Source organism: Paracoccus seriniphilus, from assembly GCF_028553745.1.
In the GTDB taxonomy this organism is placed as follows: Bacteria; Pseudomonadota; Alphaproteobacteria; order Rhodobacterales; family Rhodobacteraceae; genus Paracoccus; species Paracoccus seriniphilus.
On the sequence record NZ_CP067129.1, the window covers coordinates 414,437 to 440,542 of the forward strand.

Annotated in this window: 29 protein-coding genes; 17 read left to right on the forward strand and 12 right to left on the reverse strand. The window is 62.1% G+C overall.

Going from position 1 to position 26,106, the window contains the following annotated elements:
- Window positions 1–9 precede the first annotated feature (9 nt).
- A complete protein-coding gene (locus tag JHW44_RS01965) occupies window positions 10–696 on the reverse strand; it encodes a GntR family transcriptional regulator (protein ID WP_245847005.1) in 687 nt (228 codons plus the stop codon).
- A gap of 279 nt (window positions 697–975) precedes the next feature.
- On the opposite strand from JHW44_RS01965, the gene JHW44_RS01970 reads away from it, so the two are divergent.
- From JHW44_RS01970 to JHW44_RS01995, 6 genes are all read left to right on the forward strand, one after another.
- Entirely contained in the window at window positions 976–2,226 is a 1,251-nt protein-coding gene (locus JHW44_RS01970; protein WP_089343806.1) for an MFS transporter, read from the forward strand.
- Between the two features lie 23 nt (window positions 2,227–2,249).
- Window positions 2,250–2,729 carry an ureidoglycolate lyase gene (locus JHW44_RS01975; RefSeq protein ID WP_089343805.1) on the forward strand — a complete coding sequence of 160 codons (480 nt, stop codon included), beginning with the start codon at window positions 2,250–2,252 and terminating at the stop codon, window positions 2,727–2,729.
- Window positions 2,726–3,358 carry a ribonuclease HII gene (locus JHW44_RS01980; protein ID WP_089343804.1) on the forward strand — a complete coding sequence of 211 codons (633 nt, stop codon included), beginning with the start codon at window positions 2,726–2,728 and terminating at the stop codon, window positions 3,356–3,358. The genes JHW44_RS01975 and JHW44_RS01980 overlap by 4 nt, the downstream gene beginning before the upstream one ends.
- A gap of 90 nt (window positions 3,359–3,448) precedes the next feature.
- Window positions 3,449–4,576 carry a site-specific DNA-methyltransferase gene (locus JHW44_RS01985; RefSeq protein WP_089343803.1) on the forward strand — a complete coding sequence of 376 codons (1,128 nt, stop codon included), beginning with the start codon at window positions 3,449–3,451 and terminating at the stop codon, window positions 4,574–4,576.
- Window positions 4,577–4,682: 106 nt separating this feature from the next.
- Window positions 4,683–5,729: a GSCFA domain-containing protein gene (locus JHW44_RS01990; RefSeq protein ID WP_179217669.1), complete on the forward strand. Its 1,047-nt coding sequence runs from the start codon at window positions 4,683–4,685 to the stop codon at window positions 5,727–5,729.
- A complete protein-coding gene (locus JHW44_RS01995; RefSeq protein WP_089343801.1) occupies window positions 5,726–6,514 on the forward strand; it encodes a hypothetical protein in 789 nt (262 codons plus the stop codon). Before JHW44_RS01990 ends, JHW44_RS01995 begins: the two co-directional genes overlap by 4 nt.
- 4 nt (window positions 6,515–6,518) lie before the next feature.
- Here the strand turns inward: JHW44_RS01995 and JHW44_RS02000 are convergent, their stop codons facing one another.
- Both JHW44_RS02000 and JHW44_RS02005 read right to left on the reverse strand, forming a co-directional pair.
- Entirely contained in the window at window positions 6,519–7,658 is a 1,140-nt protein-coding gene (locus JHW44_RS02000; RefSeq protein ID WP_089343800.1) for an alkane 1-monooxygenase, read from the reverse strand.
- Between the two features lie 10 nt (window positions 7,659–7,668).
- On the reverse strand, window positions 7,669–8,619 hold the full coding sequence (locus JHW44_RS02005; RefSeq protein ID WP_245846998.1) for an A/G-specific adenine glycosylase: 951 nt from the start codon (window positions 8,617–8,619) through the stop codon (window positions 7,669–7,671).
- Between the two features lie 160 nt (window positions 8,620–8,779).
- Between JHW44_RS02005 and JHW44_RS02010 the strand changes: the two genes are divergently transcribed.
- The 3 genes from JHW44_RS02010 to mscL all read left to right on the forward strand — a co-directional run bounded on the left by JHW44_RS02010 (window position 8,780) and on the right by mscL (window position 10,565).
- A complete protein-coding gene (locus tag JHW44_RS02010; protein ID WP_089343798.1) occupies window positions 8,780–9,313 on the forward strand; it encodes a DUF721 domain-containing protein in 534 nt (177 codons plus the stop codon).
- Between the two features lie 3 nt (window positions 9,314–9,316).
- Window positions 9,317–9,958: a DsbA family protein gene (locus JHW44_RS02015; RefSeq protein WP_089343797.1), complete on the forward strand. Its 642-nt coding sequence runs from the start codon at window positions 9,317–9,319 to the stop codon at window positions 9,956–9,958.
- 172 nt (window positions 9,959–10,130) lie between these two features.
- On the forward strand, window positions 10,131–10,565 hold the full coding sequence (mscL, locus tag JHW44_RS02020; RefSeq protein ID WP_089343796.1) for a large conductance mechanosensitive channel protein MscL: 435 nt from the start codon (window positions 10,131–10,133) through the stop codon (window positions 10,563–10,565).
- A 72-nt stretch (window positions 10,566–10,637) separates the two neighbouring features.
- Here mscL and ald read toward each other — a convergent pair whose 3' ends face one another.
- Window positions 10,638–11,756, reverse strand: coding sequence for an alanine dehydrogenase (ald, locus tag JHW44_RS02025; protein WP_089343795.1), 1,119 nt, complete (start codon window positions 11,754–11,756; stop codon window positions 10,638–10,640).
- Between the two features lie 158 nt (window positions 11,757–11,914).
- On the opposite strand from ald, the gene JHW44_RS02030 reads away from it, so the two are divergent.
- Window positions 11,915–12,382 carry an Lrp/AsnC family transcriptional regulator gene (locus JHW44_RS02030; protein WP_089343941.1) on the forward strand — a complete coding sequence of 156 codons (468 nt, stop codon included), beginning with the start codon at window positions 11,915–11,917 and terminating at the stop codon, window positions 12,380–12,382.
- Window positions 12,383–12,447: 65 nt separating this feature from the next.
- Here the strand turns inward: JHW44_RS02030 and rpsU are convergent, their stop codons facing one another.
- Window positions 12,448–12,654 (reverse strand): 30S ribosomal protein S21, encoded by a 207-nt coding sequence (gene rpsU, locus JHW44_RS02035; RefSeq protein WP_022705914.1) that lies wholly within the window; start codon window positions 12,652–12,654, stop codon window positions 12,448–12,450.
- Window positions 12,655–12,747: 93 nt separating this feature from the next.
- Here rpsU and JHW44_RS02040 point away from each other — a divergent pair, with 93 nt between their 5' ends.
- Window positions 12,748–13,404 carry a COQ9 family protein gene (locus JHW44_RS02040; protein ID WP_089343794.1) on the forward strand — a complete coding sequence of 219 codons (657 nt, stop codon included), beginning with the start codon at window positions 12,748–12,750 and terminating at the stop codon, window positions 13,402–13,404.
- A gap of 13 nt (window positions 13,405–13,417) precedes the next feature.
- Window positions 13,418–14,407 (forward strand): NAD(P)H-quinone oxidoreductase, encoded by a 990-nt coding sequence (locus tag JHW44_RS02045; RefSeq protein WP_089343793.1) that lies wholly within the window; start codon window positions 13,418–13,420, stop codon window positions 14,405–14,407.
- 21 nt (window positions 14,408–14,428) lie between these two features.
- Here the strand turns inward: JHW44_RS02045 and JHW44_RS02050 are convergent, their stop codons facing one another.
- Entirely contained in the window at window positions 14,429–15,064 is a 636-nt protein-coding gene (locus JHW44_RS02050; protein ID WP_089343792.1) for a ribonuclease T2 family protein, read from the reverse strand.
- Between the two features lie 188 nt (window positions 15,065–15,252).
- Here JHW44_RS02050 and JHW44_RS02055 point away from each other — a divergent pair, with 188 nt between their 5' ends.
- Window positions 15,253–16,002: a DUF1013 domain-containing protein gene (locus JHW44_RS02055; protein ID WP_089343791.1), complete on the forward strand. Its 750-nt coding sequence runs from the start codon at window positions 15,253–15,255 to the stop codon at window positions 16,000–16,002.
- Window positions 16,003–16,068: 66 nt separating this feature from the next.
- On the opposite strand, the gene JHW44_RS02060 is transcribed toward JHW44_RS02055, so the two are convergent.
- The 3 genes from JHW44_RS02060 to JHW44_RS02070 form a co-directional block, all read right to left on the reverse strand.
- A complete protein-coding gene (locus tag JHW44_RS02060; RefSeq protein ID WP_089343790.1) occupies window positions 16,069–16,323 on the reverse strand; it encodes a GlsB/YeaQ/YmgE family stress response membrane protein in 255 nt (84 codons plus the stop codon).
- A 111-nt stretch (window positions 16,324–16,434) separates the two neighbouring features.
- On the reverse strand, window positions 16,435–17,907 hold the full coding sequence (locus tag JHW44_RS02065; RefSeq protein WP_089343789.1) for an NAD-dependent succinate-semialdehyde dehydrogenase: 1,473 nt from the start codon (window positions 17,905–17,907) through the stop codon (window positions 16,435–16,437).
- A gap of 126 nt (window positions 17,908–18,033) precedes the next feature.
- Window positions 18,034–19,020, reverse strand: a complete 987-nt coding sequence (locus JHW44_RS02070; protein WP_089343788.1) for a P1 family peptidase — start codon at window positions 19,018–19,020, stop codon at window positions 18,034–18,036.
- Window positions 19,021–19,191: 171 nt separating this feature from the next.
- On the opposite strand from JHW44_RS02070, the gene smpB reads away from it, so the two are divergent.
- The 3 genes from smpB to JHW44_RS02085 all read left to right on the forward strand — a co-directional run bounded on the left by smpB (window position 19,192) and on the right by JHW44_RS02085 (window position 21,783).
- Window positions 19,192–19,665 (forward strand): SsrA-binding protein SmpB, encoded by a 474-nt coding sequence (gene smpB / locus JHW44_RS02075; protein WP_089343787.1) that lies wholly within the window; start codon window positions 19,192–19,194, stop codon window positions 19,663–19,665.
- 80 nt (window positions 19,666–19,745) lie between these two features.
- Entirely contained in the window at window positions 19,746–20,600 is an 855-nt protein-coding gene (sseA, locus tag JHW44_RS02080; protein ID WP_089343940.1) for a 3-mercaptopyruvate sulfurtransferase, read from the forward strand.
- A gap of 1 nt (window position 20,601) precedes the next feature.
- Entirely contained in the window at window positions 20,602–21,783 is a 1,182-nt protein-coding gene (locus tag JHW44_RS02085; protein ID WP_089343786.1) for an amino acid aminotransferase, read from the forward strand.
- Between the two features lie 65 nt (window positions 21,784–21,848).
- Here the strand turns inward: JHW44_RS02085 and JHW44_RS02090 are convergent, their stop codons facing one another.
- The 3 genes from JHW44_RS02090 to ubiA form a co-directional block, all read right to left on the reverse strand.
- The gene (locus tag JHW44_RS02090; RefSeq protein WP_089343785.1) at window positions 21,849–22,178 is read right to left on the reverse strand and encodes a hypothetical protein; all 330 of its coding nucleotides are present in this window, start codon (window positions 22,176–22,178) and stop codon (window positions 21,849–21,851) included.
- Complete coding sequence (locus tag JHW44_RS02095) at window positions 22,175–24,346, reverse strand: OmpA family protein (RefSeq protein ID WP_089343784.1); 2,172 nt, start codon at window positions 24,344–24,346, stop codon at window positions 22,175–22,177. The genes JHW44_RS02090 and JHW44_RS02095 overlap by 4 nt, the downstream gene beginning before the upstream one ends.
- Before the next feature lie 63 nt (window positions 24,347–24,409).
- Window positions 24,410–25,348: a 4-hydroxybenzoate octaprenyltransferase gene (ubiA, locus tag JHW44_RS02100; protein ID WP_089343783.1), complete on the reverse strand. Its 939-nt coding sequence runs from the start codon at window positions 25,346–25,348 to the stop codon at window positions 24,410–24,412.
- 15 nt (window positions 25,349–25,363) lie between these two features.
- Between ubiA and JHW44_RS02105 the strand changes: the two genes are divergently transcribed.
- Window positions 25,364–26,083: a 16S rRNA (uracil(1498)-N(3))-methyltransferase gene (locus JHW44_RS02105; protein ID WP_089343782.1), complete on the forward strand. Its 720-nt coding sequence runs from the start codon at window positions 25,364–25,366 to the stop codon at window positions 26,081–26,083.
- The last annotated feature ends 23 nt before the right edge of the window (window positions 26,084–26,106 follow it).

Sequence of the window (26,106 nt, forward strand, 5' to 3'; positions counted from 1 at the left end):
CCGCCTGGTTCAATCTTCGGAAATCAGGCGGTGTTTCGGGGGGTAGAACTGTCGTGCAAAGGAAACCGGGGTGGCATCACTCCAGTTGATGCGCTCGATGGTCAGCACCGGGGTTCCGGCGGCAACCCCCAGGTTGGTCGCGCAATCGCCCGTGGCCCCTTCGGCCAGGATGCAGAAGCGGCCCTGGGTCAGCGGCACATTGCGGGCCAGCCAGTCATGGGCCGGCTGATCTTCCAGTTCTTCGCGTGTCAGCGGGGGCAATGTGCGCGGGTTCAGCCAGACGGCCTCGCAGCAATGCGGTTCCCCGTCGGCCGTGTAATTGGCCTTGATGATCAGCAATTCGTCGGTCGAACTGACCTGCAGCGCGCGCATGGCCTCCTCGGTCGGATATGAGCGACTGAAGGAGGTCAGCCTATAGCCGTATTCGGCGCCCATCGCCTCGATCTCGTCGCGGATGACCGACATTTCCAATGTCGTGCGCCGGGATGGCGTGGCCGTGACGCGGGTGCCGACCTTGCGGCGGCGTTCGATGATGCCATTGTCGGCCAGTTCGCGCAGCGCGCGGTTCACCGTCGCCCGCGCACAGCCCAGTTGAACCGCCAGTTGCTGTTCGGTCGGAATCAATTCGCCCGGAGGCCATTCCCGTGATCGGATACGCCGCAACACTTCGGCCCGCACGGACTGCCATGTATTCATACGCTTCACACCATTTCCCGAAACGACCGGCCGGAGTGATCTGGCAACCTTGCCCGGAATCTTGGTCATCACAAATGAACTCGCTACTTGCTCGAATATTGTTTCTAAACTGATGGATATCCTTTTGAACCTGTCTAAACAGACAAAAAGATGAATTTCGCTGCCGACCTGAACGAAAAGACAATCTGATAAACGTTATGGTTGTGCTTGCTTATTATTTTCAATTTGTTTTCGAACTGATAATTGCGCATCAGGCAATTATTGATATCGGATAGGGCCATGTCAGCGACAGAAAGTGCAGTACAACCGGAAAGTGCCGGTATTGCGGATTCCGCGAAATCGCCCGGTTCGGGTGGTCCCGCGGCGGGAACGGTCTGGCCGATTCTGATCGGCATCAGCATGTGCCATCTGATCAATGACGTCATGCAGTCGATGCTTTCGGCGATCTATCCGCTTTTGCGTGCCGAGTTCTCGCTGAGTTACGCCCAGGTCGGGATCATGACCTTTGCCTTTCAGGTGACCGCTTCGCTGTTGCAGCCCGTGGTCGGGATCGTGACAGACCGGCATCCCCAGCCGAGGTCCCTTTCTGTCGGAATGGCCTCGACATTCTGCGGCGTTCTCTTGCTGGCGCTGGCACATCGATACGAAATGCTGCTGGCCGGGGCGATGCTGATTGGCATGGGATCGGCGGTCTTCCATCCCGAAAGCTCGCGCGTGGCGCGGCTGGCCTCGGGCGGACGCTATGGCACGGCGCAATCATTGTTCCAGCTGGGCGGGAATTTCGGGCAATCGATCGGACCGCTGCTGGCCGCATTCATCGTGGTGCCCCTGGGGCGGCCTGCCGTGGCCTGGTTCGCCGTGGCCGCCGCTGCCGGGGTCGCCGTCTTGTGGCGGATCGGAGGCTGGGCCGAGGGTCGGCGACGCAGTGCCGTTTCCCGGCCCGATACGGCATTGCGGTTGCCGCGCAACGTGGTGATCCGATCCATCGTGGTTCTGGCAATCCTGACCTTCACCAAGAATATTTATACCGCCTCGATGAACAGCTATTTCACCTTTTTCACCATCGAGAAATTCGGCATCGGACCGCAGGGCGCGCAGATATTCCTGTTCCTCTTCTTTGCGGGCATGGCCGCGGGCGTTATGCTGGGCGGCATTCTGGGTGACCGGGTCGGCCCCCTGCGCATTATCTGGTTTTCCATTCTGGGTGTTCTGCCCTTTTCCCTGGCGCTTCCCCATGTCGGTTTGGTGGCGACGGGGGCGCTGGTGGTGATCATCGGGCTGATCCTGTCTTCGGCCTTCCCCGCGATCGTGGTCTATGCGCAGGAACTGGTTCCGGGGCGTGTGGGCATGATTGCCGGACTGTTCTTCGGGTTCTCTTTCGGGATGGGCGGAATCGCGGCCGCCGCACTGGGGGTTCTGGCCGATTTGCAGGGTATCGAGAGGGTCTTCCTGTTGTGTTCGGTCCTGCCGGTGCTGGGCGTGCTGACGATCTTTCTGCCGCGACAACCTGCGGCGGCGGGGTTTCACTGAGGCGGGATGGCAGGGGGCAGACCATGACCGGGATAGGGATCACACCACTGACCGCAGAGGCATTTGCCCCTTTTGGCGATGTGATCAGCCAACGCGACAGCGCGGATCTTCTGATCAATGGCGGGCGCTGTGAACGCCATCACGCGCTGGCGAGGGTGGAATGCGCGGGCGGTGATGCGATCATTTCGATCTTTCGGTCGCAGCCAGTCAGCCTGCCCTATTCCTGTGATCTGCTGGAGCGTCATCCTCTGGGGTCGCAGGCCTTCATGCCGCTGGGGCCGGATCCCTGGATGTCTATCGTCGCGCCGGATATCGACGGTCGGCCGGGGCTGCCACTGGCCTTTCGCGTTCCTGCGAAAGTCGGCTTGAACTTGCGGCCCGGTATCTGGCATGGCGTGCTGACACCCCTGGATCGCGCCGCCGATTTTCTGGTCGTGGATCGCGAGGGGCCCGGCAACAACCTTGAGGAACGGCGGATCGCCCCCGTTATGATCACCGAATGACCCAGCCCGATTTCAGTTTCGAGATGGCCGCTATGGCACGGGGCAGCCGGATTGTCGCCGGTGTTGATGAGGTCGGACGTGGCCCGCTGGCCGGTCCGGTCACGGCGGCCGCCGTGGTGCTGGACCGCGACAATATCCCCGAGGGCCTGAATGATTCCAAGAAGCTCTCCGCTGCCCGGCGCGAAGCCTTGGCGCGCGAGATCATGGCAAGTTGCGACTGGGCCGTGGCCCATGTGGATGTGGCCGAGATCGACCGGTTGAACATCTATCACGCCTCGCATCTTGCGATGTGCCGTGCGGTTGCGGGCTTGAAGACCACGCCCTGTCATGTGTTGGTTGACGGCAACAAGGTGCCGCGCGATCTGGGCATTTCCGGCGAGGCCGTGGTCAAGGGGGATGCGCGCAGCCTGACGATTGCGGCCGCGTCGATCCTTGCCAAGGTGTTGCGCGATTGCATCATGGTGGATTTGGCGCAACAGTATCCCGGATATGGATGGGAAGCGAATGCGGGCTATCCGACTCCGGCCCATAAACGCGCACTTCTAGATTTGGGGGTCACCCCTCATCATAGACGTTCGTTCAAGCCGGTCCACAATATCTTGTGTAAAGCCGCTTCATCAACCTCTTGATTCAAAAAAGAAATTGACGGCGATTCGCCGGTGACTCATCTTTAGGGACTTACAGATCGGCAAAAGTCGGCAGTTCAAGAGGCAGAGAAGATGAAGATCAAGCACAGACGTGCGGCGTCCGCACAGCCCTTACCGCTGAACCAGATCCTGGCAGGCGACTGCATCGAGCTGATGAATTCGTTGCCCGAAGAGAGCGTGGATCTTATTTTTGCAGATCCGCCCTACAACCTGCAACTGCGGGGGGATCTTCTCCGGCCTGACAATTCCAAGGTCGATGCCGTCGATGACGAATGGGACCAGTTTTCCGGCTTTGCCGCCTATGACAAGTTTACCCGCGAATGGCTGGCCGCCGCACGGCGGGTTCTGAAGCCTGATGGCGCGATGTGGGTCATCGGCAGCTATCACAATATCTTCCGCGTCGGGGCAGAGTTGCAGAACCAGGGTTTCTGGATCATGAACGACGTGATCTGGCGCAAATCCAACCCGATGCCGAATTTCCGCGGCAAGCGGCTGACCAATGCGCATGAGACCATGATCTGGGTCGCGAAATCCGAGCGTTCGAAATACACCTTCAATTACGAGGCGCTGAAATCGCTGAACGAAGGCATCCAGATGCGCAGCGACTGGGTGCTGCCGATCTGCAATGGCGGTGAGCGTCTGAAGGACGGCAAGGGCGACAAGGCGCATCCGACGCAAAAGCCCGAAGCCCTGCTGCATCGCGTTCTGGTCGGCACCACCAATCCGGGCGACGTCGTTCTGGACCCGTTCTTTGGCACCGGCACCACCGGGGCGGTCGCCAAGATGCTGGGCCGTGATTTCATCGGCATCGAGCGCGAGGCCGCCTATCGTGAGGTGGCGCAGAAACGCATCGATCGCGTGCGTCGGCTGGACGCCGATTCCATTGCCACGGTCAAGGCCAAGCGGGCCGAACCGCGCGTTCCCTTTGGACAGGTCATCGAACGCGGCATGTTGCGCCCGGGCGAGGAACTCTATTCGATCGGCAATCGACACAAGGCCAAGGTGCGTGCCGATGGCAGTCTGGTCGGCAATGATGTCAAGGGCAGCATCCATCAGGTCGGTGCTGCACTGGAAGGTTCGTCGTCCTGCAATGGCTGGACCTACTGGCATTATCGCCGGGAAGGAAAGATGATTCCCATCGATCTGTTGCGGCAGCAGATCCGCGCCGAGATGGCCGATGAGGTCAGCCGCCCCAACTGATAGTTCAGCAGTTTCGCCGCTGTTCCCTCATATGTGATGTGGGTGGAGCCGCCTTGCCCCGCCATATCTTATGGCGGGGCCTTTTCTTTCGCGGTCGGAAAGGCATATGTCTGCAATCATGGTGCATCCCTATTCCAGTCTTCCCCCTTCGGCCTTCTGGCGCCATGGCGTCGCGACACAGGCTGCCGATGCGGTCAGCGATATCCATCATCCGGCCTTTTCCCTGACCGCCAGCGATGCCATTGCGACGGCGGGCAGTTGCTTTGCCCAGCATCTGGGGCGTGCGCTGCGCGATGCCGGGTTGACCGTCCTGGATGCCGAGCCAGCCCCGAAAGGCATCGCCCCGGAGTTTTCGCGGCGATATGGCTTCGGGCTCTATTCAGGGCGCTACGGCAATATCTATACCGCCCGGCAGATGATCCAGTTGCTGGACGAAATCGACTCGGGTCAGCCTGATCCGTTGCATGTCTGGTCGCGCGAGGGGCGTTTTCATGATGCCTTCCGGCCCGGTCTGGACCCCGAGGGGCTGGACAGCGTCGAAGAGGTCATGGCCATCCGGCAGCGGCATCTGTCACGCGTGGGGGCGATGCTGGCGCAGGCAGATGTCTTTGTCTTCACTCTGGGCCTGACCGAGGCATGGCGCTGCCGCAACACGGGGCGCGTCTATCCGACCTGTCCGGGGGTGGTCGCGGGCAGTTTCGATCCCGCGCAGCATGAGTTCGTGAACTTCAGCTATCCGCAGGTTCATGAAGATCTCGAGGGGCTGTACCGCCGTCTGCAAGGGTTCAACTCGGGGATGAAGCTGTTGCTGACCGTTTCTCCGGTGCCGCTCACGGCCACGGCGTCGGGGCAGCATGTTCTGCCCGCGACGCAATATTCCAAGGCCACCCTGCGGGCTGCCGCGGGGGATATGGCTGCTGGCAACCTGGATGTGGATTACTTTCCTTCATATGAAATCGTCACCAATCCGGCCGCGGCCGGGAAATTCTATGCCGAGGATCTGCGGCAGGTCACCGAGGCAGGCGTGGAGACGGTGATGCGGTCATTCCTTGCTGCCCATGGCCTGCACCTGCAGGAGAAACCCGCCAGGGAGGGTGCCGCGCCAGATGACCTGATCTGCGAAGACGCCATGCTGGAGGCATTCGGCCGATGACCGATCTGCCCCGGCTGCTGATCATCGGCAATTCGCATATTGCCGGCCCCCGCCTGGCCTATGTGTCCGATCCCGAAAACTGGCCTGCATGGGATATGGATTTCATGGGGCTGCTTGCGGGCAATATGGCGCGTCTGAACCTGCGCGACGGCATTCTTGTGCCTGACAGTCCCGAAATCGCCGCCGAGATGAAATTCTACAATCTGGTGCGCGAACTGGATGTCACCGGATATGACGCCTTTGTCATTGTAGGGGGCTTTGGCTGGGTAAGCGTGGCGGCGATCTGTGCCGAACATCGCAGCCTTGATTTTCCCTCGGTAAAGGGTGGTGATGTCGATTGCCAGCTTGTCAGCCGCAGGTTCCTGCAAGAGGCTCTGCGCCGGCGGGTGCGCAATTCCGTGGCGGCAAGACTGGCGGCGCGACTGGCGGATCTGGGCAAGCCGATGCTGATGCTGCCCGAACCGATGCCATCGGCTGATTGTGTCGCCGCGCCGGGGCGGTTCGCGGCTTATCTTGATCTGGTCGGGCGCGGCGATGCCCTGCACTGGCGTAATTGCTTTCAGGACGCGGCCCATGCGGTGCTGGATGCGCGGGCGCGGCTTGTCTTCTGGCCTGAAGAGGCGCTGGAGCATGATGTCTTTACGCGTGCGGATCTGATGCGGGGAGCCTTGCGTCTGTCGCCCCATTCCGAAGACCCCCAGCCCGAGACCGATTTCGCCCACGGCAATCTGGATTACGGCAGGCTGGTTCTGGATCAGATCATGGAGGCTCTGCCCGCCGTCTAGGGGCCTACAGCGCCGAACGAGGCATGGGCAGATTGCCCTGATTGTAAGCGCTCCAGTCTTCGATGTCGGGATAGAACTTGCGCCGCCATGCCCGCACGCGCGGGTTCATGCGCCTGCGCCACCAGGGCGGGACCATCGCCACGAAGGTCATTGCCGGATAGCCAAGGGGCAGTTGCGGCGCCTCGTCCTCGTCATAGGTCTGCAGCAGCGGAAAGCGGCGGTCGGGTTTGTAGTGATGGTCCGAATGGCGCTGAAGGTTGATCAGCAGCCAGTTCGACGCCGTATGCGCGGCATTCCAGCTGTGGCGCGGCATGATATGTTCATAGCGCCCGTCACCCAGATGGCGGCGGGTCAGGCCGTAATGTTCGACATAATTCGTCAGTTCCAGCTGCCAGATGGCGACAAAGGCCTGAAAGACGAACAGCATCAGGCCGGTCACCCCGCCCAGCACCAAGGCCAGCGCCAGCATGCCCAGTTGCAGCGCAGCATAGCGCCAGAAGGGATTGCGCCGGTCCCAGATGCTGCGTTTCGCGCGCGCCAGCATGCGGGTTTCCGCGCGCCATGCGCTGACCGGGCTTTCACGCAGAACCCGCCAGAAAAAACGATAGAATCCTTCATTGTAGCGCGCGGATACCGCATCGCGCGGGGTGGCGACCCAGGAATGATGCACCAGCAGGTGTTCGGTCCGGAAGTGGGAATAGAGAACCGTGGCCAGCAGCAGATCGCCGCACCAGCGCTCCAGTCTGGTTTTCTGATGCAGCAGCTCATGGGCATAGACGATGCCGATCGTGCCCGACAGGACGCCGATGCCAAAGAACAGGCCAAGCTGTTCCAGTCCCGACAGATGGCCGCCATGGGTGGCGTGATAGATCGAACCGAAGATCGCCAGGAATTGCAGCGGAAACCAGATCAGCGTGACGGCGCGGTGCCAGAACAATTGCGACAGTTCTGCTTCGGGGTCGGGGTTGTTTTCGTTCAGACCCAGCACCCCATCCATGGCCGTGGTCAGATACCAGGCATAGCCGGGCAGCAAAAGCCACCAGAACCCGCCGCGGGTGGCCGCCAGAATCACCAGCGGGATCATGACGACCGACATCCAGAAGGGCGCGGCGGCGGGCAGGGATTTGGGGTCGGGCTTGCTCATGGGCGCAATATTACGCCGCGATCTCGCCCTGCGCCATATCCCAGACCTTGCGCATCAGGCCGGGCAGGGCGTTCCGGTCGATTTGCGCAATGGGAACAAGCTGGCCGCGTTCCGGATTGCCGGTCAGATCGCCCAGCATGACGGTCATGGTCAGGCTGAAATGGGTAAAGACATGGCGCACCTGCCCCATTTCGCGCCAACTTGCCGCCCCGGGGGGCGGCTGGTCGCTGCCGTCCCAGCCAGCCGATGGAAACGCCAGCGTGCCGCCCAGCAGCCCCTTGGCGGGTCGTTCCTCCAGCAGGATCGACTGACCCGAACGGGCGATCCAGGCGATGCCCTGACGTTCGGGCTTGGGGGGCTTGGGTGTCTTGCGCGGCAGCGCGGCGGCAATGCCCTGTTCGCGGGCATCGCAATCCTGTTGCAACGGGCAGATCACGCAGGCCGGATTGCGCGGGGTGCAGATGGTCGCGCCCAGATCCATCATCGCCTGCGCATAATCTCCGGGCCGGTTGCTCGGGGTCAGCGTTTCCGCCAGACGCGTCAGTTCCGGCTTGGAGCCGGGCAGCGGTGTCTGGACGGCAAACAGCCGAGAGACGACGCGCTCGACATTGCCGTCCACGACGGTTTCGGGCTGATCATAGGCAATCGCGGCAATAGCGGCCGAGGTATAGGGGCCGATTCCGGGCAGCTCACGCAATCCCGCCCGCGTCCGGGGAAAGCCACCCCGGGCGGTCACCGCGCGTGCGCAGGCCATCAGGTTGCGTGCCCGGGCATAATATCCAAGCCCGGCCCATTCGGCCATGACCTCGGCATCATCGGCGGCGGCCAGATCGCTGACAGCGGGCCAGCGCGTGGTGAAACGCTGGAAATAGGCCCTGACCGCAGCCACGGTGGTTTGTTGCAGCATCACCTCGGACAGCCAGACCCGATAGGGATCGGGGGTGCCGGTTCCCGGCCGCATCCGCCAGGGCAGATCGCGGGCGTGCCGGTCATACCAGTGCAGAAGCTGGTCAGAGATCACCTTGATGTCACGCAAATATCAGCCCTCGTGCCTTGCTGTGTGCTTTCCTCCCAGCACCCTGCTGATTAAGGATATAGCTGGGATAACCGATCAGGCGAAGATGGCACAGAGGTTCGACAAGACCAAATACCCCGGTCGGCGCAGGCGTCGCGGCTTCGAAGCTGCCGCGACGCTGCTGGGCGACAGGGTTCAGAAGGTCGCGGAAGGTCGCGGCTTTGCAGTGGCGCGTCTGCTGACCCATTGGCCCGAGATCGCCGGCGAACAGCTGGCACGCACGACCAGACCCGTCCGCATCAGCTATAGTCGGGGCGGGTTCGGCGCGACGCTGACCCTGCTGACAACCGGCCCGGCGGCACCGATGGTGGAAATGCAGCTGCCGCAGCTGCGCGAGAAGGTGAATGCCTGCTATGGCTATAATGCCATCCAGAGGATTACGCTGACCCAGACCGCAGCCAGCGGATTTTCCGAGGGTCAGGCCCAGTTCGCGCCTGCGCCGCGACCGGAGCCCCGGCCTGATCCACAAGACCAGAAACGGGCGGCCGAGGTGGCGGCCCAGTTTGAAGACGACCAGCTGGCCCAGGCAATGGCCCGGCTGGCGCTGAATCTCTCTTCCAGAAGAAAACCGAAAGGATAACTCATGCTGATCCGCTCTGCCGCGACGGCTCTGACTCTCGCGCTGGCGCTGCCGGCCTTTGCCCCGACCGCCTTTGCGCAAGACGCCGCGACGGAAACGACGGATGTGCAGGTTCTGCCTGACATCGCGCTGGGGGCCGAAGACGCGCCTGTCACCATCATTGAATATGCCAGCTTCACCTGCGGGCATTGTGCCAATTTCCACAGCGAGAACTGGCCCAAGCTCAAGGCGGAATATGTCGACACCGGCAAGGTCCGCTTCATCCAGCGTGACGTCTATTTCGATCAGGTCGGACTCTGGGCGGGAATGCTGGCGCGCTGTGGCGGCGACGACAAATATTACGCTGTCTCGGACATGCTGTTTGACGAGCAGAAGAAATGGCTTGCCGGTGGTTCGGGTGACGAAATCGCCACGAACCTGCGCAAGATCGGCCTGAAGGCCGGCATGACTGAAGACCAGATGACGGCCTGCTGGGATGACGGCGCCAAGGCCGAGCAGCTGATCGCGACCTTTCAGAAGAACGCCACGGCGGATGAAATCGATGCCACGCCGACCTTCATCATCGCCGGTGAAACGGTCAGCAACCGGCCTTGGGATGACATGAAAGAGATCATCGAGGCCAAGCTGGACGAGGCCGGCGAATAAACCCCTTCCAAGGGGACGCCTCTTCCAAAAAGGGGCGTCCCGCTTGCCGGAAGCGGGACAAATGAACTGTCCCGATCGTATTGACCCAACGGGACAGTTGGCCTGTGGCCGATTTCGACCTACAGTCGTCAGTGTTGCGCATTTCGCACTTGTAAAATGGACGGCTGAAAAGATGCTTAAAGAGTTTCGGGAATTTATCGCCCGCGGGAATGTCATGGACATGGCCGTGGGTATCATCATCGGCGCCGCATTCACGGCGATTGTCACCTCGCTGGTGGATGACCTGATCAACCCCATTATCGGTCTGGTGACCGGTGGCGTTGACTTCACGAACAAATATATCGTTCTTTCAGGCGAGGTTGCAGCCGGAACCGGCCTTGAGACCGCGCGCGAATCCGGTGCGGCAATCTTTGCCTATGGCTCCTTCCTGATGGCGGTCCTGAACTTCCTGATCGTGGCATGGGTCGTGTTCATGCTGGTCAAGGCGGTCAACCGTGCCAAGTCGATGGCGATCGAAGAGGAAAAGGTCGAAGAGGCCCCCGCAGGCCCCACGCAGGAAGAGCTTCTGGCGCAGATTCGCGACCTTCTGGCGACTCGGGCTGCCTGATTTCGGCAGTTCTGTGGGTTTTTTGCGGCGCAACCATAAGGCTGCGCCGTTTTTCTTGGTAAACTGACGTTGCTAGCCAGCCAGAATCTGATCGGCAGGGATCGCGTCGATCCCCAGCGCCTCGCCCACGGGCAGTGAGGTCAGCTTGCCCTGATGCGTCGACAGCCCCGCGCGCAGATGCGGGTCGTCGCTGATGGCCTGACGCCAGCCCTTGTCCGCCAGTGCCAGCAGGAATGGTTGCGTTGCATTGCCAAGTGCCTGCGTCGAGGTGCGCGCCACCGCGCCGGGCATGTTGGCTACGCAGTAATGCACCACCCCCTCCACTTCGTAGATCGGATCCTGATGGGTGGTCGCGCGTGAGGTTTCGAAACATCCGCCCTGGTCAATGGCAACATCGACCAGCACGGCACCGGGATGCATCGTGGACAACTGTTCGCGCGTGATCAGTTTCGGGGCTGCCGCGCCGGGCACCAGCACGGCGCCGATGACCATATCGGCGGTCTGGATCAGTTCCGCAGTGGTCGCCGCATTGGCATATTGCGTGGTCAGCTTGCCCATGAAGACATCGTCCAGATAGGACAGGCGCGGCACCGAGCGATCCATCACCGTGACATTGGCTCCCATGCCCACCGCAACGCGCGCGGCCGCCGCACCGACGACACCACCGCCGATGATCACGACATTGGCCGGCCTGACGCCGGGAACGCCGCCCATCAGAACGCCGCGCCCGCCATTGGCCTTTTGCAGCGCCCAGGATCCGACCTGCGGCGCAAGTCGTCCTGCGACCTCGGACATCGGCGCCAGCAGCGGCAGGCCACCACGCGAATCGGTTACCGTTTCATAGGCAATCGATGTCACGCCCGAGGCCAGAAGATCCTCGGTCTGGGCGCGGTCCGGGGCAAGATGCAGATAGGTGAACAGCAGCTGCCCCTCGCGCAGCATCTTGCGTTCGATAGGCTGCGGTTCCTTGACCTTGACGATCATCTCGGCTTGCTCGAACACATCCTTGGCGGTTCCGGCGATCCTTGCTCCGACGGCGATGTAATCCTCATCGGTGAAGCCCGAACCTGTCCCGGCCTCGGTTTCGATGATCACCTCATGGCCCCGCAGCACGGCCTCTGCCGTTGCGGCAGGGGTCAGCCCGACCCGGAATTCCTGTGGCTTGATCTCTTTGGGGCAGCCGATTTTCATGATGTTACCTCTCCCTTCGCATACGGTTGTGGCGATGCGTTTGTAACCTCATTGTGGCAGGAATCCTCTGGCAGGTGCTGCGAACTTTGGGGGCGTCACATGGGATCATGGTCAAGAACCTGCTGGATTGTCCCGGCAAATTCGAAGAAACTGCGACAATGTCCGAGATAGACGCAATCGATCGCCGCATATTGGCCCTGTTGCAAAAACAGGGGCGAATCAGCAATGCCGAATTGGCCGCGCGGGTTCACCTGTCCCCCAGCGCCTGCCACCGCCGGGTGCAGCGCCTGGAAGAAACCGGGGTGATCTCGGATTATGTCGCGCTGCTCGATGCCCGCGCCCTGCGTCGCCAGACGACGGTTTTTGTCGAAATCACCCTGTCCGGGCAAAGCGACGAGGTGCTGGACGGGTTCGAACGTTCGGTCCGGGCAATCCCGGACGTGCTGGAATGTCACCTGATGGCGGGCACGGCGGATTATCTGCTGAAGATCGTGGTCGAGGATACCGATGATTTCGCCCGTATCCACCGCCAGCATCTGTCCCGGCTGCCCGGCGTCGCGCAAATGCATTCGTCCTTTGCGCTGCGCACGGTGTTTCGCACCACGGCGATTCCCGTTCAGCCATAGGCAGAAAATAGCAAACCCCCGCAGCCAGGCTACGGGGGTCGCTGATTACGCGTGATCGCGTCGTCTTACAGCGCGCCTTCGCGCTGTGCCTTTTTACGGGCCAGCTTGCGGGCGCGGCGGACGGCCTCGGCCTTTTCACGGGCTTTCTTGACCGACGGTTTCTCGAAATGTTGCCGAAGCTTCATTTCACGGAACACACCTTCGCGCTGAAGTTTCTTCTTCAGGGCACGAAGCGCCTGTTCGACGTTGTTGTCGCGAACGTTGACCTGCATGTGGTTGTCACCACCTTCCTAGGTTAGAGTTGCAAAGATTGCAGGAAGCGTTCCATTAACAGTGACAGACAGCTTTGTCCAGATGAGGCGGATATGACCGATACAGATCGCGACCGATTGTTGCAGGCTGCACTCAACCACGTGCCATTCGACGGAATGAACGAGCGTGCCCTGCTGGCGGGCGCACGCGACATCGGACTGTCCCCGGCGCTGGCACGGGTGCATTTCCCGCAGGGTGGGGCAGGTCTGGCGGCGGCTTACCATCGCCGCGCCGATGCCGCGCTGCGCGAATGGCTGGAACAGACCCCGCCCGAAGGACGGTTTCGTGACCGGGTGGCCGAGGCCGTCTGGCACCGGCTGACCCTGGTCGATCCCGAACTGGTGCGGGCCGGGGCGGCGGTGCTGGCGCTGCCACAGAATGCCGTGCTGGCGGCCCGGCTGGTCTGGGAAACCGCCGATACCATCTGGGTCGGGCTGGGCGATACTTCCGAGGATGCCAATTGGTATTCGAAACGTGCGACCCTGTCGGCGGTCATCAGTGCGACCGTGCTGTTCTGGCTGGGCGACAGTTCCGAAAACCATCAGGAAACGCGCGATTTCATTGATCGCCGGATTGACGGGGTCATGCGCTTCGAGACGATCAAGTCGCGTCTGTCGAAACTGCCCGGGGCGGAAAGCCTGGGGCGCGCGGCCTTTGGCTGGATGCGTGCGCCCCGTGATCGGAACCTGCCCGGAAAAACAAGACTATAGCTAAGGATTTGCGATGTTCCCCGATGCGATGAACGCGGTCGAGATTACCGCCCCCGGCGACGCCGATGTGCTGCAGATGGTGCGCCGTCCGGTGCCGGTGCCGCGCCATGACGAGATTCTGATCAAGATCGCCTATGCCGGCGTCAATCGCCCGGATGTTCTGCAGCGCAAGGGCAGCTACGCTCCGCCGCCCGATGCCTCGGATCTGCCGGGGCTCGAGGCTTCGGGCGAAATCGTCGGTCTGGGGGCTGGCGTCACCCGCTGGCGCAAGGGAGAGCAGGTCTGCGCCCTGCTGCCTGGTGGCGGCTATGCCGAATATGCGGTCTGTCACGCTGACCACGCCCTGCGCATTCCGCGCGGGTTGTCGCTGAAAGAGGGCGCCTGCCTGCCCGAAACCAGCTTCACCGTCTGGTCCAATGTCGTTCAGCGCGGCGGGCTGAAAGGCGGAGAGCGGTTTCTGGTGCATGGCGGCACCTCGGGCATCGGCATGATGGCCATTCAGATCGGTCAGGCCCTTGGCGCGCGGGTCTTCGCGACGGCTGGCAGCGACAAGAAATGTCAGGTGATCAGCGATCTTGGTGCGACCGCGATCAATTACCGCAATGAAGATTTCGTCAAGCGCGTCGCGGCAGCAGGTGGTGCGGACCTGATTCTGGACATGGTCGGCGGCAGCTATATCCCGCGCAATATCCGCTGTTTGTCGCTGGATGGCCGTCTGGTGATGATCGCCTTCCTCGAGGGCCCCAAGGTCGAGCTGAACTTTGCCCATATCATGACCAAGCGTCTCACGGTGACGGGCTCTACCCTGCGCCCACAATCGGATACGGCCAAGGCGGAAATCGCCGATGCCGTGCGCAAGCAACTGTGGCCGCTGATCTCCAGCGGCGCGGTCAAGGTTGTCATGGACAGCGAATTCGCGCTGAAGGACGTGGCCGAGGCCCATCGCCGCATGGAAAGCAGCGAGCATATCGGCAAGATCGTCCTGAACGTCGCGGGCGACTGATCTGACGCGCGATTGTCCCTGTCAGCGCACCTGTTCCATCAGGATGCGGGGCAGGGCGCAGTCGCTGCGGATGTCCGGCCCGCATTTGCGCGGTTCCAGATCGCGGGTCAGGCAGATGCGCACCTCTTGCAGGGCCGCACTGCGGCAGGTGATGGTGACGCCGTCGCGTTCCAGCAGGGGATTGGCTTCGATGAAGGCTTCCTCGACCACCGCTGGCGGCAGGCGGATATCGCGATCCAGATCATCGAATACCGGGGGAATCACGATCTTCTCGGCGGCATCGCGGGTGGCCTGATAATAGTCGGCTGCCGTCAGTCCGGTGCAGCGCCCGTGTTTTTTCCACTGATACCAGGCCAGCCCGCCCGAGCCCATCAGATCGGCCATGGCATTGCTCTGCCTGCGCGAAGGATCACGTTCCACGCTGTTGCAATCCTGCGGCCAGCCTCGTTCGTATTGGGGCCACAGGCCATGCACGATGAAATCCGTCTTGCGGCCGATATCGCATTGATCCGCATCACGATCATCGCCGGTTTCGCTGCACCATGTCGGTGACCAACTGAGCGAGAGGACATAATAATCGAAGTCACCGGCCTGATCACCTGCGTATGCAGCCAGCGACATCAGAACAAGAAGAACAAGGGAAAGAAACTGGGTCATGGTTGCGTCAGATTAGCGGGATACTGCCTCAGGTCCATATGGGAATGTGCGAATCCTCTTTTCTAATCGCCGCCGAATCGTTATATCCCGCACGAATTCCCCCAGAAAACGAGGAATGGCATCCGCCGAAAGCCGTTTTCCCGGCCCGAGGGGGTCGTGAGCGGGGCAGAGATGCGAAGGAGACTGACATGAACAAGCCATTGATGGCCAAGGCCACCGCCGTCTGGCTGGTCGATAACACCACGCTCAGCTTCAAGCAGATCGGTGATTTCTGCGGTCTGCACGAGCTGGAAGTGCAGGGCATTGCCGATGGTGATGTGGCCGCCGGGGTGAAGGGATATGATCCCGTGGCCTCGAACCAGCTGGACCCGCAGGAAATCAAGCGGGGCGAGGAAAATGCAGCCTACCGGCTGCGCCTGAAACACAATCCCGCCGCCGAAGGCGAGGAAAAGCGTCGTGGTCCGCGCTATACGCCGCTGTCCAAACGTCAGGACCGTCCCGCCGCGATCCTGTGGCTGGTCAAGTTCCACCCCGAACTGGCCGATTCCCAGATTGCAAAGCTTGTCGGCACCACCAAGCCGACCATCAATGCGATCCGCGAGCGCACGCATTGGAACATCCAGAACATTCAGCCGATCGATCCGGTCGCGCTGGGGTTGTGCCGCCAGACCGAGCTGGACGCCGCCGTGCAGAAAGCCGCCAAGAAACGCGGTGCCTCGGGCGAGGTCATGAGCGATGATGAGCGGCGCAAGCTGGTCAGCACCGAAACCTCGCTGTCGATGCCGGAAGAGCCGCGCCTGCCGACCGCGATTGCCGGGCTTGAGAACTTCTCGCTCAGCCAGGACGAGGACAACGACAAGCCCGAGCCCAAACTGGACGCCGACAGCTTCTTCAATCTGCCCGAAAGTGATGGCGACGAGGAAGACGACGACCGCTGATCGCCACGATCCAGCCAGAATGAAGGCCGGTGCAGTTTCCCTGCGCCGGCCTTTTTCATTGTCCTGTCAGCCGCGATTCCTGATCAACCTGCCCAGCCAGATCAGGATGCAGGCACCGATCACGGCCACGACCAGCTGGCCTATGACACCGCCCGCCGTGCCGCCAATGATCAGGCCGAACAGCCAGTTGCCCAGCATCGCGCCGACGATCCCAAGTATGACGTTCATGATCAGCCCGTGTTCGCTCTTCATGATCTGCTCGGCGATCCAGCCGGCAATTGCGCCCAGGATGATTGACAGAAACCAACCGAAACCTTCCATGCCCTGTTCCTTTCATTTCCTTCGCGCCATCGAGATGACGCCCCTGCAAATGAAATGCGCGGCGGGAACAATCCGTTCCCGCCGCGCTGTCGAAACATTCAGTCCCGGCGATCAGATCGACAGGCAGATATATTTCATTTCCAGATAGTCATCGATGCCGTGATGGCTGCCCTCGCGGCCAAGGCCCGACTGTTTTACCCCGCCGAAAGGTGCGACTTCGGTCGAGATGATGCCGGTATTGACCCCGACAATGCCATATTCCAGCCCTTCCTGAACACGCGTGATCCGGCCGATGTCACGGGCATAGAAATATGAGGCCAGACCGAAGATCGTGGCATTGGCCTTTTCGACAACCTCTTCCTCGGTGTCGAACTTGAACAGCGGGGCAAGCGGGCCAAAGGTTTCTTCGGTGGCGACCTTCATGTTGTCGTTCACGCCGGTCAGGACCGTCGGTTTGAAGAACAATCCGTCCAGACGCTCGCCGCCGGTGACGACATTGCCGCCGCCGTCCAGAACGTCCTTGATATGTTCCTCGACCTTGTCGACCGCCTTGGCGTTGATCAGAGGTCCGGTGGTGATACCGTCTTCCAGCCCGTCGCCAACATTGAGCTTGTCCACAGCCGCGGCAAGGCGCCTGGCGAATTCATCATAGACGCCGGCCTGCACATAGATGCGGTTGGCGCAGACGCAGGTCTGGCCGTTGTTGCGGAATTTCGAGGCCATCGCGCCTTCGACCGCAGCATCCAGATCGGCATCGTCAAACACGATGAAGGGCGCGTTGCCGCCCAGTTCCATGCTGCATTTCAGAACCTGATCGGCGGCCTGGCGCAGCAGGATGCGGCCGACCTCGGTCGAGCCGGTAAAGGTCAGCTTGCGCACCTTGGGGTTGCTGCAGAACTCCTTGCCGATCTCGCTGCTGCGCGACGAGGTGACAACCGACAGGATTCCCTTGGGCAGACCGGCACGTTCGGCCAGCACTGCCATCGCCAGCGCCGACAGCGGCGTTTCGGCGGCGGGACGGGCAACGAAACCACAGCCGACAGCCAGCGCCGGCGCAGCCTTGCGCGCGATCATGGCATTGGGGAAGTTCCAGGGCGTGATCGAGCCGACGACGCCGATCGGCTGGCGGATCACGGTCAGGCGCTTGTCGGCCTGATGGCCGGGAATGGTTTCGCCATAGACGCGCTTGGCCTCTTCGCCGAACCATTCGATGAAGCTGGCGCCATAGGCGATTTCTCCCTTGGCCTCGGCCAGGGGTTTGCCCATCTCGGCGGTCAGGATGCGGGCCAGGTCGTCCTGATTCTCCATCATCAGGTCGTACCATTTGCGCATCAACTGCGCGCGTTCCTTGGCAGTGCGCGCGGCCCAGTCCTTCATGGCCTCGGCTGCGGCATCGATCGCGGTGGCAACTTCCTGACGCGACAGGTCGGCGACCTTGGCGATGACATCGCCCCGCGCGGGGTTGACGACATCAAATGTTGCGCCATCGGCGGCATCGACCCATTCTCCGGCGACAAAGGCGCGGGTTTCAAGCAGCGACGGATCGCGCAGAAGAGTTTCAAGATCAGTGGAATGTTTGGTCACAACGGCGTCTCCGGCTTCTGTGTGGTCAATATATTAAACGGTTTGATTAGTGATTGTCAAAGCGGCCAATCACATTCGCTGGCCGCCCTGAAGGCAGTCGGGGTGGCCAGATCTCTGGGGTGGCCTTCATCGCATCTGCGACCAGCAGGGCTGCAGGTCACCGGGGGCGGGCCGGGCGGCGTGAACGCCCCGCGCCACGGCTCGCGCCAGCACCGTTGCTGCCGCATGGCCCAGCACGAAGGGATCCGCCACCGGATCGCGCAACGGTTTTTCGCCGGTCGCGGCAGCAAAGATCAGGTCGCCGTCAAACGGGGTGTGACTGGGCACCAGCGCCCGGGCGAATCCGTCATGCGCGGCCGTGGCCAGGCGCTGCAGCGCGGCTTTGTCCAGATCGGCATCGGTGGCAACGATGGCGATGGTGGTGGCCTCGCCCAGCCGTTTTGACGGCGCGGGCTCTTGCGCGGCGGGGAATTGCGGGGGCAGGCCCAGCCCGCCGAACTCTTGCTCCAGTTCCCATGGCGCGGCCCAGAAATGCCGGCCTTCCCCGACCGTGGCCTGGCCCAGGGCATTGACGACGACCAGCGCGCCCACGGTCAGGCCATTGTCCAGCACTGCCGAGGCCGAGCCAAGCCCGCCTTTCAGACGACCGGTCATGGCGCCGGTGCCGGCACCGGCGGATCCGATGTCGAAATCCCGCCGGGCCGCGGCATAGGCGCGCTGGCCAAGCGCAGGATAGGGATTGTCCTGCCAGTCCTTGTCGCCGCCATTCAGCAGGTCAAAGACGATGGCGCCGGGAACGATGGGCACCCGTGCCTCGCCCACGGCAAAGCCGCGCCCGTCCATGCGCAGCCCCTGCATCACGCCATCACAGGCGGCCAGTCCAAAGGCCGAGCCACCCGAAAGCACCAGCGCATCGATCTGTGACACCAGCTTGTCCGGGGCCAGAAGCTCGGTGTCGCGGGTGCCCGGGGCGCCGCCCATGACATGAACCGATGCCGAAAACGGTTTTGCGGCGGTCAGGACGGTGACACCGGAGTTCAGCGCGTCATCCTTGGCATTGCCGACCACAAGCCCCGCGACATCGGTGATCAGGTTTTTCTCTCCGGGTTTCATGGTCCCCCCAATTCCGGCGCATGAACCTGTTTCGCAACAGAACCACGGCGCCTCTGATCCGCTATGTGGGCGCATTCTGAACGCAAGACAGCGGCAAATGCCAGCCCCGTGACATGAGGCATCGCTTTGCGTTCTTTACAGCGGGCATCGCCATGCCTATCTAACCCCGTCATGAACAAGAAAAGCGACGATACGAATTACAAGGTCATTGCCGAGAACCGGCGGGCGCGTTTCGACTATTTCATCGAGAGCGATCTCGAGGTGGGCATCGTGCTGACCGGGTCCGAGGTAAAGTCGCTGCGCAGCGGACAGTCCAACATTGCCGAAAGCTATGCCAGCATCGAGGATGGCGAATTGTGGCTGATCAACAGCTATATCGCCTCGCTGCTGAATGCCGGTGTGTTCGGCCATGACGAAAGGCGCAAACGCAAGCTGCTGGTCAGCCGCCGCGAGTTGTCGCGCCTGTGGCAGGCGGTCGGGCGCGAGGGCATGACGCTGGTGCCGCTGGTGATGTATTTCAATCACAAGGGGCTGGTGAAGCTGAAAATCGGTGTCGCCAAGGGCAAGAAGGCCGCAGACAAGCGTGAAACAAGCGCAAAACGCGACTGGAACCGGCAAAAGCAGCGGCTGTTGAAGCAAGGCTGACGCCCGCGCCATTGCAGCCTGTCCGATTGGTCTGTAAATCAGGCGCGTGCCAAGGATTTTTTCAGGCAATGGGGGACGGGATGCAGGACGATCCGAAAACTCTGGTTTCGACCGAATGGTTGGCAGCCCATCTTTCCGATCCTGACTTGCGAATTATCGACGCCAGCTGGCACATGCCGGCGACGGGGCGTGACGCCAGGGTGGAATATGATGCCTGCCACATCCCGAATGCCCGCTTTTTCGATATTGATGCGATTTCGGACAAGCGCAGCACCCTGCCGCATATGGCCCCGCCGGTCGAACTGTTCATCAGCCGGATGCGGGCGATGGGAATCGGCGACGGACATCAGGTCGTCGTCTATGACAATTCCGACGTGCACAGCGCAGCGCGGGTCTGGTGGACATTTCGACTGATGGGCAAGACCGATGTCGCTGTTCTGGACGGCGGTCTGGGCAAATGGCAGGCCGAGGGCCGCGCGGTCGAGGACATGCCGCCGATGTTGCGCGACCGCCATATCACCGTTCAGCGTCAGGCCGGGCTGGTCCGCGATGTCACGCAGGTGGCGGCGGCGTCGAAACTGCGTGACCATGAAATCATCGATGCCCGCTCTCCCGAGCGGTTCCGCGGCGAGGTGGAAGAGCCGCGCCCGGGCCTGCGTTCCGGCCATATCCCGGGATCGCGCAATCTGCCCTATGGCCGGTTGCTCAATGCCGATGGCACGATGAAATCCCCCGAGGAATTGCGCGCTGCCTTCGAGGCTGCCGGTGTCGATCCCGACCGTCCCGCCATCACGACATGCGGAAGCGGCGTGACCGCGGCGATCCTGTCGCTGGCGCTGGAGCGCATCGGCAACCGCAACCATTCGCTCTACGACGGAAGCTGGACCGAATGGGGCAGCTTTCCCGACCTGAATATCGCAACCGGAGACGCCTGAGATGCTGTCGAACCTAAAACCGCAAGCCGCTGACAAGATCCTGATGCTGATCGAGGAATTCAAGGCGGATACCCGTCAGGGCAAGATCGACCTGGGCGTCGGGGTCTACAAGGATCCGCAGGGCGTTACCCCGGTCATGCGCGCGGTCAAGGCCGCCGAACAGCGCATCTGGGAGGCCCAGACCACCAAGGCCTACACCAGTCTGGCCGGAGAGGCCGAATACCGCAATGCCATGGCCAACATGGTGCTGGGCGAGGTGCCGGGCGACCGTCTGGCCTCGGTCGCCTCGGTCGGGGGCACCGGTGCCATCCGGCAGGCGCTGGAACTCGCGCGCATGGCCAACCCGGACCTGACGGTGCATGTGTCCAACCCGACCTGGCCCAACCACCTGTCGATCATGAAGTTCATGGGGTTGCCGGTTCAGCAGTACCGCTATTTCGACAGCGAAACCCGTGGCGTCGATTTCGACGGGATGAAGGCCGATATCGCCAAGGCAGGCAAGGGTGACATCGTCCTGCTGCATGGCTGCTGTCACAACCCGACGGGTGCGAACCTGTCGATGGAGCAATGGCAGGAAGTCGTCGCGATTCTGGAAAAGACCGGGGCCGTGCCGATGATCGACATTGCCTATCAGGGGTTCGGTGACGGGCTGGACGCCGACGCCGCGCCGACGCGTCTGGTCGCCAGCAGCCTGCCCGAAGTGCTGATCGCGGCATCCTGCAGCAAGAATTTCGGCATCTATCGCGAACGCACGGGCATTCTGATGGCGCTGGCCGAGAACACCGCCGCGCGCGATCTGTCGCAGGGCGCGATGGCCTTTCTGAACCGCCAGACCTTCTCTTTCCCGCCCGATCACGGTGCGCGCATCGTCTCGACCATCCTGACGGATGCGGAATTGCGCGCCGATTGGGCCGCCGAGTTGGAAGATGTCCGCAATAGCATGCTGGGGCTGCGCTCGCAGCTGGCATCCGAACTGCGCGAACTGTCGGGCAGCGACCGCTTCGATTTCATCGCTCATCACCGCGGCATGTTCTCGCGCCTTGGGGCGACGCCGGAGCAGGTGGAAAAGCTGAAGACCGATTCGGCCATCTATATGGTCGGGGACTCGCGGCTGAACATCGCGGGTCTGAACCGCGACACGGTGCCGGTTCTGGCGCGTGCGATCATTGACGCCGGGATCTGATCACGAACCGGAAGAAAAAGGAAAACGGGGGCCGTCGTGCCCCCGTTATTCGTTCTGTTGGTGAATCAGCGGCGCGCCAGCTTCTGTTCGATATAGTCGCGCAATTCCTTGACCTCTGCCCGGCTTTCACGCAGGCCATCCATGGCTGCCTGCAGCTCAAGTTCGGCCCCGGCCAGCTTGCTGGCAAGATCGGCCTCGCGTTCCTCCAACCGGGCCACGGCCTGATCGCGCGCCTCTTCGGCCTCGTGCAGTTGCTGCGCCATCAGGTCCAGCTCACTCATGCTGGCTCTGGTCGGTCGGGTGATGCGATGGACCAGCCAGCTGGCAAACCACCCCAGGACAAAGGCCGCGAACAGGATGATTGCCGTGACGGTGATGAATTCGGTGCGGTTCATTCTGTGCCGTCCTGTTCTTCTTCTGCATTTTCTTCGGCATTGGCTTGTTCAGCCTCTTCCGGTCGCGGAGAGGGGCGGGGTGTGGTCTCATCGGGCGTCTGGACGGGGATTCGCATGTTTTCTTCGCGTTCCTTCATCGTCTGGAACTCTTCGCTGACCCCGACCGTGGCGGGAACCATGCCGCTGGCGACCGGGGCGATGGTGATCTGCGGAAGCTGCGGACCTTCGAATTCGATGCCCTCGTCGGTATCTCCTGTCTCGGGGACGAATTTCACGTTGCCCGATGGATTGCGCGGTGTCGCAGTCGTGATGCCGTTCAGTTCGATCGGCGAAGACAACGGTTCATTGCGGACCGGATAGGGCGACATCAGGCGGAATTCGATGCGCCGGTTCTCCTCGCGCCCTTCCTCGGTGTCATTGCTGGCAATGGGCTGGCTTTCGCCATAGCCCCTTGCCGTGATGTTGCTGACGTCGATTCCCGCCTCTTTCATCGCAGCGACAAGGGTCTGGGCGCGGGCGCGGGACAGATCGGCGTTGAATCCTTCCGAGCCTTGGGAATCGGTATGGCCACCGGCTTCCATCTGGAACTCGCCACAATCGACCATGGCATCGCTCATCCGCGCCAGTGTCGGCCCGGGATCGCCGGCAATGGTCGATTTGCTGGGTTCAAAGCCGATTTCGGATTCGGACAGGATGATGTTCAGGCGATCGACGCATTCCTCGCCATCGGGCAGGTCCAGCGCCGGATCCAGCCATCTGTCGTAACGGATCGACAGGTTGTAGCGCGCCCCTGCACCCAGCCGCGCCCCCAGGCCGGCGGCGATCTGCTCGGCGGCATCGGGGTGGCCCGAGGTGCCCGAGAGGGTGATCAGCTCGGGGGTGACTTCGACTGTTCCGCTGGCCAGTTCATCCAGTGCTTCCAGCCCGGCGATGATGCGCAGGGTCCAGCCTTCGGGAACTTCTCCGTCGCTGCGCAATGTGCTGTTCACGCTGCTGAAGCGCGATCTTGAAAAGCTGTCTACCGCCTCGCCCATGCGTTCGTCGGTGATACGGCCGTGCATGGACAGGATGTCATCTTCGCTGAGCATGGCGATGAAATCTGCCGGCCCCTCGGGGGCGTCGCTGGCACGGTTGTGCGTGGCATGCAGCGAAAATACCGGCGGCAGTTTCTGTTCAAGCCCGCCCGCGATCCGGGTGAATTGCTCCTCGGGTACCGATGCGGGGACGGTCAGGGCAATATCGGCATCCGAGATCGTGACAGCGCCCAGCCCCAGTTCTGCGACCGCGCCAATGGATTGCACCACTGCTTCGGCCCAGTTCGGAGAGGGCGATCCCAGTCCCAGGGTGCAGCCGGGCTTGCCTTGCAGCCCGGCCTTGACCGCCGCGTCCAGGATTCTGGCCTGGCCTTCGGGATTGTCGGCAGCGCAGGCATTCATATGTGCGCCGTCCTCATCAATGAGGAACTGCATGGTAAAGGGTGCGATGACCGGGCGCGGAGCGGAGATCTCGGTGATCAGTTCGACCCTTTCAGGGCGAGAGCGTTTCAATGCGGTTTCCAGCCGACCCTTTTCAGCGCGGCTGTCGGTAATGGCCGAGACCCTGACCTGTCCGGGTTTGATCGAGATCTTGGCGCGTGTCGCCATCTGCGCGGCGCGGATCCCGAAGGTCATGGCGTCATTCCAGCCATCGGGCACATCATAATCCGCGCTTTCCAGAAGATCCGCGATCCTGGGGGCCGCAGTCTCATGTTGCAGCAGGCTGACCAGTTCGGGCCGGTCGGTCGAGGCAGGCACAAGACCGATCAGTGAAATCCCATCGTCATCGCGCAGCAATTCGATCTTGAACTCAGGAGGAGTCAGGACTTCGGTCGGTGCGACGGTCATCGCGTCGACAATGCGTGCGGCGTCGACCGCAGTGGTGGCCTGGGTCATGGCGCGAAATCGCTCGACCTCGGAGGGGGCAGTGCCTTCCAGGCGGACCTGCAGGCCATCGGTGCTGACCTGAACCCAATCCTGCCCGGATGTGGACAAGGCCAGTGTTACATCGTCATGCGAGCGTTTCTCGATATAGTCACTGGCTTCTCTTGCCCCCCACCAGCACAGCCCGCCCACGCCTGCCAGAACGAAGATCGTGGTCAGCGGGGCTGAGAGGCGGCGCGATTGTGACATATGCGGGATACCATGGGCTGTGGCTGGTCGGGACGGTTTAGCCCTCCGCCCCTCATGGCGCAATCATGCCAGCCCGGCGATGGCGAGAAACAGCCCAAGAATCAACCCCGCATCGCGATTGGAGCGGAACAGGCGCAGGCATGTATCGCCTTGATCTGGCTTGAATAGTCTTAGCTGCCACATCAGATGTGCGGCAAATCCGGCCAGCCCGGCAAAGGCGATCAAGAGATTGCGACCCGAAAGTGATATCGCGACGGCCAGCAGCACGACCGTCAGCACCGCAAAGCCGGCCAGGATGCGTGGACTGTTGTCGCCGAAGAGCCGTGCAGTGGACTTCACGCCGATCAGGGCGTCATCCTCGGCATCCTGATGGGCATAGATCGTGTCGTAGAAGATCGTCCATGAAATCCCACCCAGCCATGCAATGAAGGCAGCCATGTCGACGCGGTCGGCATGGGCGGCATAGGCCAGCATGACGCCCCAGTTGAAGGCCAGCCCCAGGAATATCTGGGGCCACCACGTAAAGCGTTTCGCAAAGGGATAGATCGCCACCAGCGCCAGTGACAGAACCCCCATCCAGATGGCGGTTGTTCCCAGCGTCAGCAGGATCACCAGACCCAGCAGCCCCTGCGCGATCAGCCACAGATAGGCCCCGCGCAGCGAAATCTGCCCCGAGGGCAGGGGGCGCGACCTCGTGCGGGCGACCTGCGCATCGATCTTGCGGTCGGTGATGTCGTTCCAGGTGCAGCCAGCCCCTCGCATGACAAAGGCGCCGATGGCGCAGGCCAGCGCGATCCACAGATCGAACAGGCGCGGCCCATGGGCCATCATCGCCAGTCCGATGCCCCACCAGCAGGGCAACAGCAAGAGCCAGGTGCCGATGGGCCGGTCGGCCCGCGACAGGCGCAGCCAGGGCCGCCAGGCGGCGGGCGCATGGCGGTCCACCCAGTTTCCCCGTGGCGCATCAAAGACCGCATCTGGTCTTTCCGTCTGGTTTTGCATAGCGTCCGCCCTGTTATGGCAAAGATCAGACTGTACATAGATCACCCTTTGGCGGCGGGACAACCCGTGCAGTTGGAAGCAGCGCAGGCACATTACCTGTCCGGCGTCATGCGGCTGCGCGCGGGCGAGCGGATTGCCGTGTTCAACGGGCAGCAGGGCGAATGGTCCGCAATCATCGGCGAAATCGGCAAGCGCGGCGGCGTGCTGGAGCCGGTCGCGCAAACCGCCCCGCAACGTGACCCGCCCGATCTCTGGCTGATCTTCGCACCCATCAAGAAGGCGCGCACCGATTTCATCGTCGAGAAGGCAGCCGAGATGGGCGCTGCGCGGATCGTGCCGACACAGACCGATTTCACCAATTCCGAGCGCATCCGCCAGGATCGGCTGCAGGCCCATGCCGTCGAAGCGGCCGAACAATGCGGCGGGACCTATGTGCCCCCGGTTGACGGACTGGTGCCGCTGGCGCGCCTTTTGGACAACTGGGATGAGTCGCGCCGGATCCTGTGGTGTGACGAGGCCCTGGCCGGTCCGGCGGAAACGCTTGCGACCCTGCCGCGTGGTCCCTGGGCCATCCTGATCGGCCCCGAGGGCGGCTTTTCCGAGGCCGAACGAAAGCGGCTGATCGGCCTGTCATTCGTGACTCGAATCAGCCTTGGGCCGCGAATCCTGCGAGCTGATACGGCTGCCGTTGCGTCACTTGCCCTGTGGCAGGCGGCGCTGGGGGACTGGGCCTAGCGCCGAACGGCATCAATACAGGC